The 16,988-nt window shown below is 73.9% G+C and carries 21 protein-coding genes and 1 tRNA gene; 14 read left to right on the forward strand and 8 right to left on the reverse strand.

Going from position 1 to position 16,988, the window contains the following annotated elements:
• The first annotated feature begins 8 nt into the window (after nt 1-8).
• The 3 genes from ACI79A_RS03200 (at nt 9) to ACI79A_RS03210 (ending at nt 4,336) form a co-directional block, all read left to right on the forward strand.
• Nucleotides 9-2,300 carry a (Fe-S)-binding protein gene (locus tag ACI79A_RS03200; RefSeq protein WP_457079856.1) on the forward strand — a complete coding sequence of 764 codons (2,292 nt, stop codon included), beginning with the start codon at nt 9-11 and terminating at the stop codon, nt 2,298-2,300.
• Nucleotides 2,301-2,426: 126 nt separating this feature from the next.
• Nucleotides 2,427-2,981: a hypothetical protein gene (locus ACI79A_RS03205; protein WP_457079858.1), complete on the forward strand. Its 555-nt coding sequence runs from the start codon at nt 2,427-2,429 to the stop codon at nt 2,979-2,981.
• 44 nt (nt 2,982-3,025) lie between these two features.
• Nucleotides 3,026-4,336, forward strand: coding sequence for a CynX/NimT family MFS transporter (locus tag ACI79A_RS03210; protein WP_457079860.1), 1,311 nt, complete (start codon nt 3,026-3,028; stop codon nt 4,334-4,336).
• Here ACI79A_RS03210 and ACI79A_RS03215 read toward each other — a convergent pair.
• Both ACI79A_RS03215 and dcd read right to left on the reverse strand, forming a co-directional pair.
• Nucleotides 4,333-5,106 carry a methyltransferase domain-containing protein gene (locus ACI79A_RS03215; RefSeq protein ID WP_457079862.1) on the reverse strand — a complete coding sequence of 258 codons (774 nt, stop codon included), beginning with the start codon at nt 5,104-5,106 and terminating at the stop codon, nt 4,333-4,335. The genes ACI79A_RS03210 and ACI79A_RS03215 overlap by 4 nt on opposite strands.
• 77 nt (nt 5,107-5,183) lie before the next feature.
• Nucleotides 5,184-5,789, reverse strand: a complete 606-nt coding sequence (gene dcd / locus ACI79A_RS03220) for a dCTP deaminase (RefSeq protein WP_457079864.1) — start codon at nt 5,787-5,789, stop codon at nt 5,184-5,186.
• A 281-nt stretch (nt 5,790-6,070) separates the two neighbouring features.
• On the opposite strand from dcd, the gene ACI79A_RS03225 reads away from it, so the two are divergent.
• Nucleotides 6,071-6,141: transfer RNA gene (locus ACI79A_RS03225), tRNA-Gly, on the forward strand.
• A 62-nt stretch (nt 6,142-6,203) separates the two neighbouring features.
• Complete coding sequence (locus ACI79A_RS03230; RefSeq protein WP_457079866.1) at nt 6,204-6,749, forward strand: GNAT family N-acetyltransferase; 546 nt, start codon at nt 6,204-6,206, stop codon at nt 6,747-6,749.
• An 18-nt stretch (nt 6,750-6,767) separates the two neighbouring features.
• Here ACI79A_RS03230 and ACI79A_RS03235 read toward each other — a convergent pair whose 3' ends face one another.
• From ACI79A_RS03235 to ACI79A_RS03245, 3 genes are read right to left on the reverse strand one after another with little or no spacing between them, the layout of a single operon-like run.
• Entirely contained in the window at nt 6,768-7,793 is a 1,026-nt protein-coding gene (locus ACI79A_RS03235; RefSeq protein WP_457079868.1) for a type III polyketide synthase, read from the reverse strand.
• Between the two features lie 28 nt (nt 7,794-7,821).
• A complete protein-coding gene (locus ACI79A_RS03240) occupies nt 7,822-8,553 on the reverse strand; it encodes a methyltransferase domain-containing protein (protein ID WP_457079870.1) in 732 nt (243 codons plus the stop codon).
• A 10-nt stretch (nt 8,554-8,563) separates the two neighbouring features.
• Nucleotides 8,564-8,917, reverse strand: a complete 354-nt coding sequence (locus ACI79A_RS03245; RefSeq protein ID WP_457079872.1) for a DUF3140 domain-containing protein — start codon at nt 8,915-8,917, stop codon at nt 8,564-8,566.
• Nucleotides 8,918-8,966: 49 nt separating this feature from the next.
• On the opposite strand from ACI79A_RS03245, the gene ACI79A_RS03250 reads away from it, so the two are divergent.
• From ACI79A_RS03250 to ACI79A_RS03260, 3 genes are read left to right on the forward strand one after another with little or no spacing between them, the layout of a single operon-like run.
• Nucleotides 8,967-9,464 (forward strand): DUF6328 family protein, encoded by a 498-nt coding sequence (locus ACI79A_RS03250; protein ID WP_457079874.1) that lies wholly within the window; start codon nt 8,967-8,969, stop codon nt 9,462-9,464.
• Between the two features lie 46 nt (nt 9,465-9,510).
• Nucleotides 9,511-10,434 carry a ribokinase gene (locus ACI79A_RS03255; protein WP_457079876.1) on the forward strand — a complete coding sequence of 308 codons (924 nt, stop codon included), beginning with the start codon at nt 9,511-9,513 and terminating at the stop codon, nt 10,432-10,434.
• A gap of 43 nt (nt 10,435-10,477) precedes the next feature.
• Nucleotides 10,478-10,642, forward strand: a complete 165-nt coding sequence (locus tag ACI79A_RS03260) for a hypothetical protein (protein WP_457079878.1) — start codon at nt 10,478-10,480, stop codon at nt 10,640-10,642.
• A gap of 31 nt (nt 10,643-10,673) precedes the next feature.
• On the opposite strand, the gene ACI79A_RS03265 is transcribed toward ACI79A_RS03260, so the two are convergent.
• A complete protein-coding gene (locus ACI79A_RS03265; RefSeq protein WP_457079880.1) occupies nt 10,674-10,895 on the reverse strand; it encodes a hypothetical protein in 222 nt (73 codons plus the stop codon).
• Between the two features lie 89 nt (nt 10,896-10,984).
• On the opposite strand from ACI79A_RS03265, the gene ACI79A_RS03270 reads away from it, so the two are divergent.
• The 6 genes from ACI79A_RS03270 (at nt 10,985) to ACI79A_RS03295 (ending at nt 15,386) form a co-directional block, all read left to right on the forward strand.
• Entirely contained in the window at nt 10,985-12,010 is a 1,026-nt protein-coding gene (locus tag ACI79A_RS03270) for a metal ABC transporter solute-binding protein, Zn/Mn family (RefSeq protein WP_457079882.1), read from the forward strand.
• Complete coding sequence (locus ACI79A_RS03275; protein WP_457079884.1) at nt 12,007-12,804, forward strand: metal ABC transporter ATP-binding protein; 798 nt, start codon at nt 12,007-12,009, stop codon at nt 12,802-12,804. Before ACI79A_RS03270 ends, ACI79A_RS03275 begins: the two co-directional genes overlap by 4 nt.
• Before the next feature lie 3 nt (nt 12,805-12,807).
• Nucleotides 12,808-13,689: a metal ABC transporter permease gene (locus ACI79A_RS03280; protein ID WP_457079886.1), complete on the forward strand. Its 882-nt coding sequence runs from the start codon at nt 12,808-12,810 to the stop codon at nt 13,687-13,689.
• 107 nt (nt 13,690-13,796) lie between these two features.
• Nucleotides 13,797-13,925, forward strand: a complete 129-nt coding sequence (locus ACI79A_RS03285) for a hypothetical protein (RefSeq protein ID WP_457079888.1) — start codon at nt 13,797-13,799, stop codon at nt 13,923-13,925.
• A 204-nt stretch (nt 13,926-14,129) separates the two neighbouring features.
• Nucleotides 14,130-14,765 (forward strand): TetR/AcrR family transcriptional regulator, encoded by a 636-nt coding sequence (locus ACI79A_RS03290; RefSeq protein ID WP_457079890.1) that lies wholly within the window; start codon nt 14,130-14,132, stop codon nt 14,763-14,765.
• A gap of 192 nt (nt 14,766-14,957) precedes the next feature.
• Nucleotides 14,958-15,386, forward strand: a complete 429-nt coding sequence (locus ACI79A_RS03295; RefSeq protein ID WP_457079892.1) for a hypothetical protein — start codon at nt 14,958-14,960, stop codon at nt 15,384-15,386.
• On the opposite strand, the gene ACI79A_RS03300 is transcribed toward ACI79A_RS03295, so the two are convergent.
• Complete coding sequence (locus ACI79A_RS03300) at nt 15,280-16,764, reverse strand: amidase (protein ID WP_457079894.1); 1,485 nt, start codon at nt 16,762-16,764, stop codon at nt 15,280-15,282. The genes ACI79A_RS03295 and ACI79A_RS03300 overlap by 107 nt on opposite strands.
• Before the next feature lie 2 nt (nt 16,765-16,766).
• Nucleotides 16,767-16,967, reverse strand: a complete 201-nt coding sequence (locus ACI79A_RS03305; RefSeq protein WP_457079896.1) for a hypothetical protein — start codon at nt 16,965-16,967, stop codon at nt 16,767-16,769.
• Nucleotides 16,968-16,988 lie beyond the last annotated feature (21 nt).

Below are 16,988 nucleotides of genomic sequence, written 5' to 3' on the forward strand. Positions count from 1 at the left end.
GGGAGCCCATGGGCCCGCTGCAGATCGTCCTCGGCACGCTGGCCGTGCTCCTGCTCGTCGTCTCGGTGGTCTACGCCACCAAGGCGGTTCGCGCGATGCTCGCGATCTTCCGCACGGGCCAGCCCGATCCGACCCGCTCCGGCCCGGTCGTCCCGCGGCTGAAGACGCTGGCCGTCGAGTCCCTGGGGCACACCCGGATGCTCAAGTGGTCGGCGATCGGTGCCGCCCACTGGTTCGTCTTCATCGGGTTCTACGGCCTGTTCCTCACCTTGGTCGAGGCGTTCGGCGAGGTGTGGAACCCGGAGTGGCACCTCCCGCTGATCGGCGAGTGGGCCCTGTGGAACCTCTTCGTCGACCTGATCGGCACCGCCACGGTGCTGGGCATCCTGTACCTGATCGTGCGGCGCCAGCTGGACCACCCGCGCCGGAAGGGGCGGCAGAGCCGGTTCGCCGGGTCGAACGAGGGGCGCGGCTACTTCGTCGAGGCCGTAGTCCTGGTCATCGGCGTCTGCATCCTGCTCATCCGCGCGATCAAGGTCGCCGCCGACCTGACCGACGCCCCCGCCTGGTCGCACCCGGTCTCCGGGGCGCTCGCGAACCTCGTGCCGGCGAGCCCCGACCTGCTGTCCGTCGTCGCCTTCGTCAAGATCGTCGTCAGCCTGGTCTGGCTGATCACCATCTCCCGGGTGCTGAACATGGGCGTCGCCTGGCACCGGTTCAGCGCCTTCTTCAACATCTACTTCAAGCGCGAGGACGACGGCTCCCAGGCCCTCGGCCCGCTGCCGGCGATGACCTCGAACGGCGTGCCGATCGACTTCGAGGACCCTGGAGAGGACGACGTCTTCGGCCGCGGCAAGATCGAGGACTTCACCTGGAAGGGGATGCTCGACTTCACCACCTGCACCGAGTGCGGGCGGTGCCAGAGCCAGTGCCCGGCGTGGAACACCGGCAAGCCGCTGTCTCCCAAGATGGTGATCATGGACCTGCGGGACCACCTGTACGCCAAGGCCCCGTACCTGACCGGCGCCACCAAGGCGTCGGACAACGCCCCCGACTTCGCCGACTACTCCACCCTGCAGGCCAGTGACGAGCAGGTCTGGGCCTCGGGCTACGCCCGGATCGAGGGCACCAACGACGCCCAGGCGCACCGCCCGCTGGTCGGCACCCTCGAGGAGGGCGGGGTCATCGACCCCGACGTGCTGTGGAGCTGCACCAGCTGCGGCGCCTGCGTCGAGCAGTGCCCGGTCGACATCGAGCACGTCGACCACATCATGGACATGCGCCGCTACCAGACGCTGATCGAGTCCAGCTTCCCCTCCGAGGCCGGCGCGATGATGCGCAACCTGGAGAACCGCGGGAACCCGTGGGGCGTGGGCGGCACCGTCCGCGAGGACTGGATGAAGGACCTGGACTTCGCGGTCCGGCAGGTCGACGGCACGATCCCCGACGACGTCGAGTACCTGTTCTGGGTGGGCTGCGCCGGCGCCATCGACGACCGCGCCAAGAAGGTGACGAAGGCCGTCGCCGAGCTGCTGCACATCGCCGGCGTGGAGTTCGCCGTCCTCGGCAACGGGGAGACCTGCTCGGGCGACCCGGCCCGCCGGATGGGGAACGAGTTCCTGTTCCAGCAGCTGGCGGCCGAGAACGTCGAGACGCTGAACACCGTCTTCGAGGGCCGGGAGCCGGGCCGGCGGAAGATCGTCGCCACCTGCCCGCACTGCTTCAACTCGATCGGCCGGGAGTACCCGCAGCTGGGTGGCGACTACGACGTCGTCCACCACACCCAGCTGCTCGGCCAGCTGGTCGAGGACGGCCGGCTGACCCCGGTCACCCCGGTCGACCGCAAGGTCACCTACCACGACCCGTGCTTCCTGGGCCGGCACAACAAGGTCTACACCCCGCCGCGCGAGGTGCTGGGCGCCGTGCAGGGCCTGTCGACGCAGGAGATGCACCGCTGCAAGGACCGCGGCTTCTGCTGCGGCGCCGGGGGTGCGCGGATGTGGATGGAGGAGAAGATCGGCAAGCGGATCAACGTCGAGCGCACCGAGGAGGCGCTCGACCTCGACCCCGACGTCATCTCCACCGCCTGCCCGTTCTGCATCACCATGCTGAGCGACGCGGTCACCAGCAAGAAGCAGGCCGGCGAGGCCAAGGAGCACGTCGAGGTGCTCGACGTGAGCCAGATCCTGCTGCGCTCGATGGCCCCGGCCGGCGCGCCGGGCACCGGTTCGGGCCCGGAGGTCGGCACCGAGCCCGACGACCCGGCCGGCACCGGCTCGGCGGCCACCCGGCACGACTGAGAGGCCCGCCACCCCCCGGGGCGTGGATCAGGTCACCTGATCAATGGCTGTCCCCCCGCATCAGCGTTGGTGCGGGGGGACAGCCATTGGTGCAGGGGGACACGCCGCTTCAGGGACACTGACGGCGTGAGCTTCATCTTCGGGGGCGTCCGCGGGCGCGAGGACCCCGAGCTGGCGGCGGGGAACCGGCGCACCCGGCTGCACTACGCGCGGGACGTCAACGACGAGCGGGCGCTGGCCGACGACCGCCCGCCAGTCCAGCGCAACCGCGGCTGGACCTGGCTGGCCGTGGCGGCGGTCGCGCTCGCCGTGCTCGCGCTGGTCGGCACCCGCGGGGCCGAGGACGTCCCGATCACCGCCGACTGCGACACCCCGGCGATCGCGGTGGCCAGCAGCGTCGTCGCCCCCGGCGCGGTGCTCCGCTACCGGCTCACCGGCGCCGACGGCGTCGACTACGTCGCCACGCTGGACGGCGCCCCGGTCCGGGGCGACGCCGGCAGCACGGTCAGCTACACCCCCACCGACGCCGGACCGGCGCTGCGGCTGCGCCAGTGCCTGAGCCCGACGCTGGCGATCGCCGCCCCCGCCGGCGACGGCCCGCACGAGCTGGCGCTGCTGCGGGTGGCCCCCGACGGCAGCACCGAGCAGGTCGCGGCGGTGCTGGTCACCGTCTCCCGGTAGGCCCCCTCCCCAGCCGCACGGGGCCAGGAGGATGATCCGGGCACGTGACCCGCTCCACCCCCGACGCTCCGCCCGCGCCCCCCGGCTCCGCCTCGCACGGCGCCGTCCTGGTCGGCACCGCGATCGTGCTCACCGGCTTCAACCTGCGCACCGCGGTCAACAGCGTCGGCCCGGTGCTGGAGGAGGTCGAGCGAGGGCTCGGCATCTCCTCCGGGCTGGCCGGCCTGATCACCAGCATGCCGTTGATCTGCTTCGCGCTGATCGGCTTCGCCGGGCCCCCGCTCGCCGCCCGCTTCCGGGACGGGCACGTGCTGGCGGCCGCCCTGCTGGTGATGACCGCCGGCCTGCTGGGCCGCGTGGCCACCGACAGCGTGTGGGTCTTCCTGGCCGGCACGGTGGCGACCATGGTCGGCGGGGCGCTGGGCAACGTGCTGCTGCCGGGGCTGGTGAAGCGCTGGTTCCCCGGCCGCACCGGCCTGCTGGTCGGCGCCTACAGCACGGCGCTCGCGATCGGCGGGGCCGTCGCCAGCGTCACGGCGGCCCCGATCGCCGCGGCGGCCGGCGCCGACGGCTGGCGCTGGGCGCTGGGCATCTGGGCGGTCTTCGCCGTCGTCGCGGCGCTGCCCTGGCTGTTCGTGCCGGTGCGGCCGGGGGCGTCGCGGGGCACGCACACCGCCGTCCGGCTGCGGTCGCTGACCCGGAGCCCGCTGGCCTGGACGATGGCCGCCTTCTTCGGCCTGCAGTCGATGCAGGCCTACGTGATCGTCGGGTGGACCGCCCAGTACCTGCGCGACCAGGGCATGTCCGCCGCGGCCGCCGGGTCGCTGGTCGGGCTGAACGCGCTCATCGTCATCCCGCTCAACGCCGTCGTCCCGCTCGTCGCGGTGCGCCAGCACCTGCAGCGGCCGATGCTGCTGGTCTTCGTCGCCTGCTACCTCGCCGGCTGGACCGGGCTGCTGCTCGCCCCCCTCACCATGCCGTGGCTGTGGGTGTCGCTGCTGGGGCTGGGCATGGGCTCCTTCGCCATGGTGCTGGCGCTGTTCGGCCTGCGCGGCCGCACCCCGGAGTCCGTCGCCGCGCTGTCCACGGTGGCGCAGGGCTGGGGGTACGCGCTGGCCGGCGTCGGGCCGCTGCTGGTCGGGCTGCTGCGCGGCATCACCGGTGGCTACACCGGCATGTTCGTGCTGGTCTACGCCGGCGTCGTCCTGCTGGGCGTGACCGGCTGGGCGATCTGCCGGGAGCGCTACGTCGACGACGAGCTGCCCGGCCCGACGCCGCCGAGCACCCGGCCCGCGGCGGAGGTGGAGGTCGCCGGCACCGAGCCGCCGATCGCCGTCCCCCCGCCCGATCGCTAGACCGACAGCTGCAGGGCGCGCAGCAGCTCGACCGCACGGTCGCGGCGGAGCTGCGGCGAGCGGGTGAGCAGCGCGACCGCGACGACGTACTCGTCCTCACCGGCCCAGCCGCGCCCCTCGGCGGCGAGCCGCGCGATGTGCTCGCGCACCTTCGGCTCGCGGCTGTAGGCGCCGAACTCCAGGCCCATGGCCAGGAAGTTCGCCACCCGGAAGCCCTGCTCCCCGGCTGCGGCCAGGGTGCCGGCGGGATCGGAGTAGCTGGGCAGGGCGACCAGCACGTGGTCGAAGCCCGCCTTGAGCAGCCGGAGCGCGAGGTCGTTGCCGTACCAGCCACCCCAGAGCTCGGGCATGAGCAGCTCGCCGTCGGGGGCGGGGAGATAGGGCGGGTTGGCGATCACCGTGCTGACCCGCTCGCCGCCGGCGGAGTCGGCCCAGGCGAAGAAGTCGCCGTGCTCGACGGTGTACCGGTCGGCGACACCGAGCTCGGCGATGGTCTGCCGGGCCCGGGTCACCGAGGTCTCGCTGATGTCGGTGCCGTGCACCCGCAGCCCCGGCACCGCACGGACGACGTGCGCGATCGCCCGGGCGTCGCCGCTGCCGAGCTCGGCCACGCCCTCCTGCTCCCAGGGCACCAGGGAGGCGTACTGGGTCAGCAGCAGCTGGACCCCGAAGGCGTAGTGCGCCGACTCCTCGGCGCAGTCGAAGAAGCCGTCCGCCACGCGGTCGTCGGAGGCCGCTGGCAGCAGAACGGCGGTGTCCCGGGGATCCATGGCGGCCTCCCTACCCAGCACTGCCGCCCGTCACCCGGCCGCGCACGACTGTTCACCCACCGGCCAGCGGGTGGGGCTCACGCGAGCGGCGTGGCGGCACCGGGACGGCGGGTCTCGGCCCGGTTGAAGTTGCGGAACGACCGGGACGGCGTCGGGCCGCGCTGGTCCTGGTAGCGGGAGCCGTAGACCGACGAGCCGTAGGGGTGCTCGGCCGGCGAGGTCAGCTGGAACAGGCACAGCTGCCCGATCTTCATCCCCGGCCACAGCGTGATGGGCAGGTTGGCCACGTTGGACAGCTCGAGGGTGATGTGCCCGGAGAAGCCCGGGTCGACGAAGCCGGCGGTGGAGTGGGTGAGCAGGCCCAGCCGGCCCAGCGACGACTTGCCCTCCAGCCGGGCCGCCAGGTCGTCGGGGATGCGCACCACCTCCAGCGTGGAGCCGAGCACGAACTCCCCGGGGTGCAGCACGAACGGGTCGTCACCGGTCGGCTCGACGAGCGTGGTCAGGTCGTCCTGCTGCTGGGCGGGGTCGATGTGGGTGTACCGGGCGTTGTTGAACACCCGGAAGAACCGGTCCAGCCGGACGTCGATGCTGGAGGGCTGCACCATCGCGTCGTCGAAGGGCTCGATGCCGAGCCGGCCGTCGGCCAGCGCGGCCCGGATGTCGCGGTCGGACAGCAGCATGCCGCGGAGTCTAGGGAACCGGGACCTTGGCCCCTGCCCGCGGCGGTCGCCTCGGAGGTCAAGGACCTCGCCGACCAGACCGCGCGGGCGACCGAGCGGGTCACCACCCAGGTCGAGTCGGTGCGGGCGGCCTGCGACGACGTCGCCACGGTGATGGCCAACGTCGGGAACACCGTCGAGGAGATGACCGGCTTCCTCGGCGTGATGCGCGGCTGACCGGGGGGCTGACGCCGCACCCCGGGCGCTTGGTAGGCTCGTCGGCGCAGGGCGTGAGCTCCGCTGCGGGTGTAGTTCAATGGTAGAACATCAGCTTCCCAAGCTGACAGTGCGAGTTCGATTCTCGTCACCCGCTCTCCTCCCCTCCCGGGCCACCCCCGGGCTGCGGCACCCGAGCCGGTCCGTTTGGCTGTGCCGGTGACCTCCTCCGACGTCCAGCTGCGCACCCTGCCGACGGCGGACCTCTCCCCCGCCGAGCTGCGCGACCTGCGCCGGTTCCTCGACGCCGCCTTCGACTCGTTCGGCGACGACGACTGGAGCCACGCGCTCGGCGGGGTGCACGTGCTGGCCACCGTCGACGGCGAGCCGGCCGGCCACGCCGCCGTCGTCGGCCGCCAGCTGATCACCGGGGGGACCACGCTGCGCACCGGCTACGTCGAGGCGGTCGCCACCGCGGCGTCGGTCCGCCGCCGCGGCGTGGGGACGGCGGTGATGACGGAGATCGAGCGGCTGGTCACCGGCGGGTTCGAGCTGGGGGCGCTGTCCGCCAGCACCGCCGGCGCCGCGCTCTACACCGCCCGCGGCTGGCTGCCCTGGACCGGGCCGACCGCCGCCCTGACCCCCGACGGGGTGCGGGACACCACGGACGAGGACGTCTTCGTGCTGGCCACCCCGTCGACTCCGGTTCCGCTGGACCCGGCCGGCCGGCTGGTCTGCGACTGGCGCCGGGGCGATCTCTGGTGAGTGGCGACCTGTGGTGGGTCAGGCGGGCAGCAGCAGGGTCGCGTAGAGCGTCAGCCCCGGCCCGAACGCCATCGCCACCACCGGGCCGTCGACGTCACCGAGCTCCTCCAGCACCAGCAGCACGGTGGCCGAGGAGCAGTTGCCGTGCTCGGCGAGCACCCGCCGGGAGGCGCCCATCTGCTCCTCGGCGAGCCCGAGCTGGTCGCGGACGACGTCGAGGATCCGCGGGCCGCCGGGGTGCACCGCCCAGCCGGCGACGTCCTCCACCCGCAGCCCCGCGCCGGTCAGCAGCTCGTCGACGACGTCGCCGACGTGCCGGGAGAGGACGTCGGGCACCCGCGGGGACAGCCCCATCCGGAACCCGAGGTCGGTGACGTCCCAGGTCATGTGGTCGGCGGTGGCGTAGTCGGTGCGGGCCACGGTGGCCGCGACCCGGCGACCCCGCCGGGCTCCCGGCTCCACGACCACCGCGGCGGCGGCGTCGCTGAACAGCGAGTGGTTGACCACCTGCTCCAGCTCCGGGACGGCCGGCTGCACGTGCAGGCTGGTCAGCTCCAGGCACAGCAGGACTGCGGGCCGGGACCGCGCGGTCACGTAGTCGCCCACCGCGCCCAGCCCGGGCAGCGCCGCGTAGCAGCCCATGTGGCCGACCAGCAGCCGCTGCAGCGCGGCCGGCATGCCGAGGTCCTGGGCCAGCCGGATGTCCAGCCCCGGGGTGACGTAGCCGGTGCAGGAGGCGACGGCGAACAGGCCCACGTCGCCCGGCGCCAGGCCGGCGGCGTCCAGGGCGCCGGCCACGGCCTGCTTGCCCAGCGGCATCGCCTCGGCGACGTAGCGGAGCATCCGGGTCTCGGTGCCCACCGCGGAGAGGTCCTCGTCGCCGGGGTAGACCACCGCGTGCCGGGTGCGCACGCCGGAGGCCATGAAGACCCGCTCCGCGGCGCGCAGCCCGTCGTACCGGGGGGCGAAGTAGTCCCGCCAGACGGCGGACTGCTCGTAGGTGGTCGGCAGCGCCCGTCCGGCTCCGGTGACGACCGCGCTCACGGCCGGGGGCGGCTTCCGTCGGTCCTGCTCATGACCCGACCGTACGTCCGGGGACGGTCCCCCGCCCGCCGCGCTTGACCCCGTAGCCGGCGAAGAGGATGCCGGTGTAGGGCATCCGCCGCATCCGGACCCCCGCCCGCCGGCCGCGCCGCCAGGCGACCACGTCGCGTACCGACGGGCGCAGGCCGACCAGCCGGAGGTCCAGCCCCAGCCGGTCAGCGGTGGCCAGCAGCTCGCGTCGGTCGACGAACAGCGCCGGGTCGTGGATGCCCGGCGGCGGTCCGCCGGGCAGTCGCTCGGCGATCCGGACGGCCACCAGCGGAGCGAGCCGGGTGGCTGCGATCGAGTCGATGACCAGCACGCCACCGGGCTTGAGCAACCGGGCGCTCTCGGCGAGCACCTGCCCGGGGTCCTCGACGTGCTCGAGGATCTCCCCGGCGGTGACGACGTCGGCGCACCCGTCGGCCAGCGGCACCGCCAGCACCGACCCGCGCACCGGGGTGACGCCGTGCTCGCGGGCGATGCGCAGCCCCGCCAGGCCGATGTCCACGCCGACGTGCCGGTACCCCAGCCGCTTCACGTGCGGGGCCATCAGGCCACCACCGCACGCCAGGTCGACCAGGACGGCACCGGGACCGGACGCCGGGGGCACGTGCCCGGCTCGCGAGGCGGCGATCCACTGGAGCATCGCGAAGCCCCCGCGCGGGTCCCACCACTGGTCGGCCAGCTCGTCGTACTGCGCCGGGTCGTTGCGCTGCACGCCGCCGACGCTACTTGCCCTTGAGGGGGTCGTGACCCCAGTTCATCAGGCTGTACCGCCAGCGGGAGGTCCCGACGTCCTCCTTCGCCGGTTCCTGCGCCAGGTGCCGCTTGACGTAGCCGGTGACCTTCCGCATGTGCGCGAGGTCGTCGTCGTCCAGGTCGGCCTTCCTCGTGTGCAGCAGCTCGACGATCCGCCGGCCCGACTCGTGCCCGGTCGACTCACCGGAGCCGCCGTCCTTCTGCCCCACCGACTGCGACTCCTCGGTCCGCAGCCAGCGCTCGAGCTCGCCGGCGGTCATGTTCACCGCCGCGCCGAACTCGCGGCGGATCGCGTCGGCGTCCTCGGCCTGGTGCTCGGGCATGGCGCCTCTCCCGGGTGTTGATCGACTCCGCCTGCGGTACCGCGGGGAGGTGGCCGAGAAACTGACCGACGCCGAACGGACCGCCCGCGCCCGGGGCGAGACCCCCGACCAGGTGCTGGACCGGAACGTGAACGAGGCCCTGCAGGAGATGCGGGTGGCGATCACCGGTGTCCAGGTGCTCTTCGCCTTCCTGCTCACCCTGCCGTTCCAGTCCCGCTTCGCCGACCTGGGCACGTTCGGGGTCACCGTCTACTCGGTGGCGCTGATCAGCTCGGCCTGCGCCACGGTGAGCCTGGTGGCGCCGGTCTCCTTCCACCGCACGCTGTTCCGGCGGCAGCAGAAGGCGGCGATCGTGCGCTACGCCGACCGCGGCCTGGTCATCGGCCTGGGCCTGCTGCTGATCGGCATCGCCGCGGCGCTGCTGCTGGTCATCGACGTGGTGCTGGGGCGATGGCAGGCGGTCGTGGTCTGCGCGGTGGTCGGGACGTTGGGCGTCGTCACCTGGTACGCCTTGCCGCTGCGCCGCCGGTTGCGCGCGGCCGGCTGACGTCGCCTCCTAGGCTCCCTGCCGTGTCGAGCCCCGGGATCCCGCCGTGTCCGTGACCGTCGTCGGCAGCCTGAACGAGGACCTGGTGGTCACCGTCGACCGGCTCCCCGGGCGCGGCGAGACCGTCGTCGGTTCGGCCGTGGCGCTGCTGCCCGGCGGCAAGGGCGCGAACCAGGCCGCGGCGGCCGGCCGGCTCGGGCGCGGCGTGCACATGGTCGGCCGGGTCGGCGACGACCCGGCCGCCGGCCGCCAGCTCGCCGCACTGGCCGACGCCGGGGTGAACGTCGGTCGGGTGCAGCGCACCCCCGGCACCCCGACCGGGTCGGCGACGATCCCGGTGGAGGCCGGCAGTGGCGAGAACCTGATCGTCGTCGCCCCCGGGGCGAACGCCGCGCTCACGCCGGACGACGTCGACGTCGAGTCGGTGCACCGCGCGGGCGTGCTGCTGCTGCAGCTGGAGACCCCGCTGGAGACGGTGCGGGCCGCCGCGGCGGCCACCGGCGGCACGGTCGTGCTCAACCCGGCACCGCCCCGGCCGCTGCCCGCCGAGCTGCTCGCCGCCGTCGATGTCCTGGTGCCCAACGAGCCGGAGCTGCGGGCACTGGCCGGCGACCCGGACGGCGACGACTCGCCGGCCGCCCTGGCCGCGCTGGCCCGGCGGGTGGCCACCGGCGACGTGGTGGTGACCCTGGGCGGGCGGGGTGCGCTGGTGGTGCCGGCCGAGGGGCCGGCGCTGCTGCAGGCGCCGCCACCGGTCGAGGTCGTGGACACCACCGGCGCCGGCGACTGCTTCTGCGGCGCGCTGAGCAGCGCGCTGGACCGCGGGGCCGGACTGGCCGAGGCGGTGCGGTACGCCGTCACCGCCGCGGCGCTGTCGACCACCGGGCCGGGTGCGCGGGCCGCGCTGCCCGACGACGACGCCGTCCGGGGGCTGCTGCCCCGCACCCCACCTGCCGGGCCGGTGGCCTGAGGCGCCGGGTTTCCGGGCCGGACGGTCGGGCATCCGCCCAGGCATGACCGAGAGCGCACAGCAGCACACCAGCGAGCCCGCCGAGGGCGGCGACCCCGCCGTCGACCAGGAGGGCGGCCGCACGCCGCACCCCGACCAGCCCGCCGAGGGCACGGAGGAGGCGGCCGAGGACGGGCTCGACCCGGAGAACCGCGTCACCGGCGCCTGAACCGGGCGCGGCTGGCCCGGCGGTCGCCGGGTCAGCCGTGCGGCGCCCGTCCCTCGGCCGCCTCTCCCGGCCCGACCGTCTCCCCCGGCTCGGGCTGCGGCGGCGGCAGGTCCGGCGCGCGCGGTGCCCGGCGCGGTGGTGCGGTCGGCCGGCGCACGGACGAGCTGCGGTCCCGGGACACGGGCACGGCGTCCTCCTGCAGCACGGTCACCCGGCCCACCCGGGCGACGCTGCCCTCCATGATGACCGTCACAGGCGGGGACCGAGCTCGACCAGGTCCGACCCGTGGGTGATACTGAGTCTGAGATTCATTCCCATCAGGCATCCACGTGAGGACCCGCCGTGCCCCGCCCTGCCCAGCTCCGCCGCCCCGCGCTCGCCGCGCTGGCCGCCACCGCCACGCTCACCCTGGCTGCGTGCGGCAGCTCCGGCGGCGCCGGCACCACGACAAGCGAGGCCGACGCGGACAACTGCCCCGGCGAGGTCGTCGACGTCGTCGTGTCGGTGAGCCAGTGGGGCGACGTCGTCGAGCAGCTGGGCGGCGACTGCGCAACGGTGACCACCGTGCTGGCCTCCTCCGCCGTCGACCCGCACGACTACGAGGCCACCTCCGCCGACATCGCCGCCTTCACCGAGGCCGAGCTGGTCGTGCTCAACGGCGCCGACTACGACCACTGGGCCGCCGACGCGATCGCCTCGCTCGACTCGGACCCAGCCGTCGTCGACGCCGCCGAGGTCGTCGGGCTCGAGACCGAGGAGCACGCCGAGGAGGAGGGCCACGCCGAGGAGGAGCACGCCGAGGAGGAGCACGCCGAGGAGGGACACGGCCACGGCGGGGTCAACCCGCACCTGTGGTACTCCCCCGAGTACGTGCAGGCCGTCGCCGCCGCGGTGACCCAGCAGCTCAGCGAGCTGTCGCCGGACGCCGCCGACCACTTCGCCGAGCAGGCCGAGGCCTGGGAGTCCGACCTCCAGCCCTACCTGGACGAGATCACCGCTCTGCAGTCCGCCGCCGCGGGGCGCAGCTACGCCGCCACGGAGAGCGTGTTCGAGTACACCGCGGAGGCGGTCGGCCTGACCGACGCGACCCCCGCGGGCTACCGGGAGGCGGCGAGCAACGAGGCCGAGCCCGCACCGGGCGACGTGGCCGCGTTCGAGGCCGCGCTCTCCGACGGCTCGGTCGACGTGCTGGTCTACAACACCCAGACCGAGGGCAGCGTCCCCGAGCAGCTGCGGGCCGCGGCCGAGGCGGCCGACGTCCCGGTCGTCGAGGTGACAGAGTCGGTGCCGGACGGCGAGACCTCGTTCGTCTCCTGGCAGCTGTCCCAGCTGGAGCAGCTCTCCGACGCACTCGGTGGGGGTCAGTGACCGACATCCAGACGGCCGACCCGGCCGCCGCGCCGCCACCGGCGCTCGTCCTCGACGACGTTTCGGTGGTGCGCGGCGGCCGGGTCGTCTGGTCGCAGGGCACGCTCACCGTGCCCACCGGCGCCGTCGTCGGGGTCATCGGCCCGAACGGCGCGGGCAAGACCACGCTGTTCCAGCTGGCCCTCGGACTGCTGCCCCCGGCCACCGGCCGGGTCGAGGTGCTCGGCCGCACCCCGCGCCGGGGTGACCGCCGGATCGGCTACGTGCCGCAGAACTACACCGCCGCCCTGGGCGAGACCGTCCGCGCCCGGGACCTGGTCATGCTGGGCCTGACCGGCGGGCGCTTCGGGCTGCGCCGCGCCTCGGCCGCCGAACGTGCCCGGGTCGACGAGGCGCTCGACCGGGTCGGCGCGACCGGCTACGCCGACCGGCGGATGTCGGAGCTCTCCGGTGGCCAGCAGCAGCGGGTCGCCATCGCCCAGGCGATCGTCGACGACGCCGAGCTGCTGCTGCTCGACGAGCCGCTGGCCAACCTCGACCTGCGCAACCAGCACGAGGTGGTCACCCTGCTCGGCGAGCTCACCCGCTCGCGGCAGGTCACCATCATGATTGTCGTGCACGACCTCAACCCGCTGCTCCCGGTGCTCACCGACGCCGTGTACCTGCTCGACGGGCACCCGCACCACGACCCGATCGACGCCGTCGTCACCGAGGACCTGCTCACCCACCTGTACGGCACCCCGGTCCGGGTGGTGCGCACCGCGCAGGGCGACCTCTTCACCCGGGGCGGCTGAACCGTGGTTCGCTTCCAGGAGAACTGGCTGCAGGTGCTGCAGACCTCGTTCATGCAGCACGCGCTGATCGGCGGGTCGCTGGTCGCGCTCACCGCGGGGCTGATGGGCTGGTTCGTGGTCACCCGGCAGAACGCCTTCGCCGCGCACGCGCTGGCCCACATCGGCTTCCCCGGCGCCACCGGCGCGATCCTCGTCGGCGCGCCGGTGACCCTGGGCCTGGCGGTGTTCTGCGTCGGCGGCGGGCTGCTGATCGGCCTGTTCGGCAAGCGGGTGGCCGAACGGGAGGTCGCCACCGGCACGATCCTGGCCTTCGCCACCGGCCTCGGCGTGCTGTTCGCCTCGCTCGCCACCGCCAACGCCAGCCGCACCACCGCCGTCCTGTTCGGCAACCTGCTGGCGATCTCCACCGACCAGCTGTGGGTCTTCGGCGGGTTCACCCTGCTCGTGGTCGGCGCGCTCGCGGTGATCGCCCGCCCGCTGGTCTTCTCCTCGGTCGACCCGGCGGTGGCCGAGGCGCGCGGCGTGCCGGTGCGCGCGCTCGGGGTGGCGTTCGTGGTCCTGCTCGCCCTCACCATCACGATGGCCGTGCAGGTGGTGGGCACCCTGCTGCTGTTCGCGCTGGTGGTCACGCCGGCCGCCGCGGCGCTGCGGATCACCGCCCGCCCCGGGATGGTCGCTGCGCTCGCCGTCGGGATCGCGCTGGGCAGCGTCTGGCTCGGCCTGGTGCTCTCGGCCATGGTCAACCTGCCGCCCAGCTTCTTCGTCACCACCCTCGCCGTCCTCACCTGGGCGGTCACCCTGGTCGTCACCCGGGACCGCACCCCGCGCCGGGCCACCGAACCGGTGGTCGACCACGCCCCGCTGGTCGTCGACCGCGCCGGCTGACCGCTGCCCGCCCGGCCCGGGCGGGTGATCGACATCTCAGCCCCCGAACGGGTTCTCGTGCCTCGGGGGCTGTTTTGCGCCAGCAGGTGCAGGGGAAGCTCGGGATCATGCCGAACAACGACACCGACCACCAGCGGATGGACCAGGACGCCCCCAGCGGGGCCGAGGACGCGCGCGCGGAGCAGCAGCCGCTGGCCCGCATGCTGGCCAACCCGCGCCGGGTGCGCCGGGCCTGAACCACCGGGACCAGAACCACCGGGTTCTGACCGTCGGGGCCTGACCGCACCCCGCCGCGGACCCGCGACGTCGTCGTCCCAGCAGCCTCACGGAACCCCTGCCGTCCCGGCTGGTGCCGTGTGCCACGATGGCGCTGCGCGAGCGCCTGGACACGTCGGCGTGCCGCGAACTGCTCCGTCACGTGGTGCTGCACGATCGCTGGCGTGACTGCCGCAGCCCTTCCCCTGCACACGGCCGACGACGGGCCGGCACCCGTCCGTCGTTCCCGCGCGGAGCGTCAGGAGATCGTCCTGGACACCGCCGAGCGCCTGTTCTCGGCACGCAGCTCGCGCAGTGTGGGCATGGACGAGCTGGTCCGCGAGACCGGGCTGGGCAAGATGACCGTCTACCGGCTCTTCAAGAGCAAGGACGACCTGGTCGGCGCCTACCTGGCGCGCAAGGCGGCCACGGTGCTGTCCTACATCGACGCGGAGCTCATCCGGCTGGAGGGCGACCCGCGGGCCGCCTTGCTCTCGGTGGTCGACGCGGTGGAGCGGGACGTCACCCGCACCGGCTTCCGCGGCTGCCCGTTCACCAACGTCAGCAGCGAGTACGACGACCCGCAGCACCCGGCCCGCAGCGCCGCCGCCGACTACAAGTTCGAGCTGCACACGCGGCTGGAACGGCTGGCCGCCGAGGTGGTGCCCGGCGGCGGCGAGGACCTGGCCGCGCAGGTGCACCTGATCATCGACGGCATGTACCTCTCCGGTGGTCTGCTCGGCCCCGACGGGCCGGCCGCGCACGGCCGCCGGCTCGCCGAGCAGCTGGTCGACGCCGCCGTCCGGGACGCCACCGCCTGACACCTCCTCCGGGATCTGGTCTCCTGGTCGTGATGGCTCCTGGCTCAGCACAGGAGGTGAGCCAGGAGCACCGACGGTGAGCCAGGACGGGCCTGGACGACGACCGCGGGCTGGACGGCGACCACGCCGCCCGGACGACGACCGACCGTGGCACGACGGGCAGGACGGCGTCCGGACCCGCAGGATCGGTCCATGACCGACCGTTCGCGACCCGACCTCGACGACGACACCGTCACCGCCGTCGGCAAGCTCTCCGAGGCCCTCGAGGCCGTCGAGCACGCCCGCGGCATGCTCTACGGCTTCCACCAGCTCACCGGCCGCGCCGACCTGCTGCTGCAGGACGCCGTCGACCTCTTCCGCCAGGCCGGGCACGGCGGGTTCGCCGACGACCTGGACCGTGAGCTGGTCGGCCGCAACGTCATCGCCGACCGGTGGACCTTCCAGATCGTCGAGGACTACGACGCCAACTACTGGTCCACCTTCCGCGACTTCGACCGGCAGGCCCGCGACGCCTTCACCGACGGCGATCGGCACGTCTTCGAGGCGCGGATGAAGCAGCGCGAGCGCACCCACGGCCATCCCCGGCACGAGGCCGGCCCGGTCCTCGACGAGCAGCCCTGATCCGGCCGACGTGATCGGTGGCCGCCTCGTAGGCGGCACCAGCCGCCAACAGCGTCGCCTCGTCGAACGGGCGTCCCATGAGCTGCATGCCCAGTGGCAGGCCAGCCGCGTCGAAGCCGGTCGGCACCGCCAACGCCGGCAGCCCGGTGAGGTTGCTCGGCGCCGTGAGCCGGACCATCGCCAGGTCGACCGCCTCGGTGGTCCCGTCGCCCCAGGTCACCTCCATCGCGTCTACCTCGGGGGCGGGGAACGGCTGGACCGGGGCCACGACCACGTCCACGTCGGCGAACAGCTGCGCCCACGCCCGCTGCATGAGCGTCCGCATCCGCAGCGCTCGGATGTAGTCGGTGGCCAGCACCAGCTCGCCGACCTCCAGCGACATCCGCGTCTCGGGCCGGTAGAGGTCGGCCTTCTCGCGAAGCATGTCCTGGTGGTACGCGGCAGCCTCCGGCAGCACGATCGCCCACTCAGCGGCCAGCACCTGGTCGGGATAGGGGATCTGCACCTCGCGCACCTGCGCCCCCAGACCGACCAGGACGTCGACAGCCGTGCGGACCGATCGCTCGACCTCCTCCTCGACGTGGTCGAAGAAGAAGTTGGACGGGACCCCGATGCGCAGCCCCTCCACGTCCCTGGTCAGCCCGGCCGCGTACCCGGGCACCGGCACGTCCACCGAGGCGGGGTCCAGAGGGTCGTGGCCGGCGATCGCGTCCAGGACCAGCGCGGCGTCGGAGACGGTCCGGGTCAGGGGCCCCACGTGGTCCAGCGACCACGACAGCGAGGCCACCCCGCGCCGCGACGTCCGCCCGTAGGTGGGCTTGAGCCCGACGGTGCCGCACAGGTTCGCCGGGATGCGGATGGAGCCCGCGGTGTCGGTGCCCAGGCCTGCCAGGCATGAGCCGGCGGCGACGGCGGCGCCGGAACCCCCACTGGACCCACCGGGGATCCGGCTGGTGTCCCAGGGGTTGCGGGTGGTGTGGGTGCGTCCGCCGTAGGCGAACTCGTGGGTGTGGGTCTTGCCGACCATGACCATCCCGGCCGCGCGCAACTGCTGGACCGCCACGGCGTCGGTGTCAGGGACGCGCCCCTCCCGGACCTTCGAGCTGGACGTCGTGGGGACGCCTGCGGTGTCGTACAGGTCCTTCACGCCCAGGGGGATGCCGTGCAGCGGTCCCCGGCGCCGTCCGGCCGCGATTTCCCGTTCTGCTTCGGCCGCCTCCTCACGGGCCGTGTCGGCGCAGACGTGCGCAAAGGCCCCGATCGCGGGCTCGGTCGCCTCGAGGCGGGTGAGGACGGAGTCGGTGAGCTCCACCGGGGACAGCCGGCCAGCCCCGATCTCCTGAGCGGCCTCGGTCAGGGACAACTCGTAGGGCTGCACGGTCAGGCCTCCCAGCGGGCGTCGAAGGCTGTCGCAGGGGGCGTCTCGCCCAGCTGGACGTCGTCGAGCCGGTCGATCAGCGCGTACATGTCGGCGAGGGTCCGGCCCACGGCATCGAGGCGGTCGGGGGACAGCTCGAGGCGGGCGCCGCGGGCTGCGTGCGCCAGCGCCTCGGCGGGGAACGAGCGGGGGGACGTGGTCACGGGTGGATCTCCCGGTCTCGG

It is taken from the genome of Modestobacter sp. SYSU DS0657 (assembly GCF_054050925.1).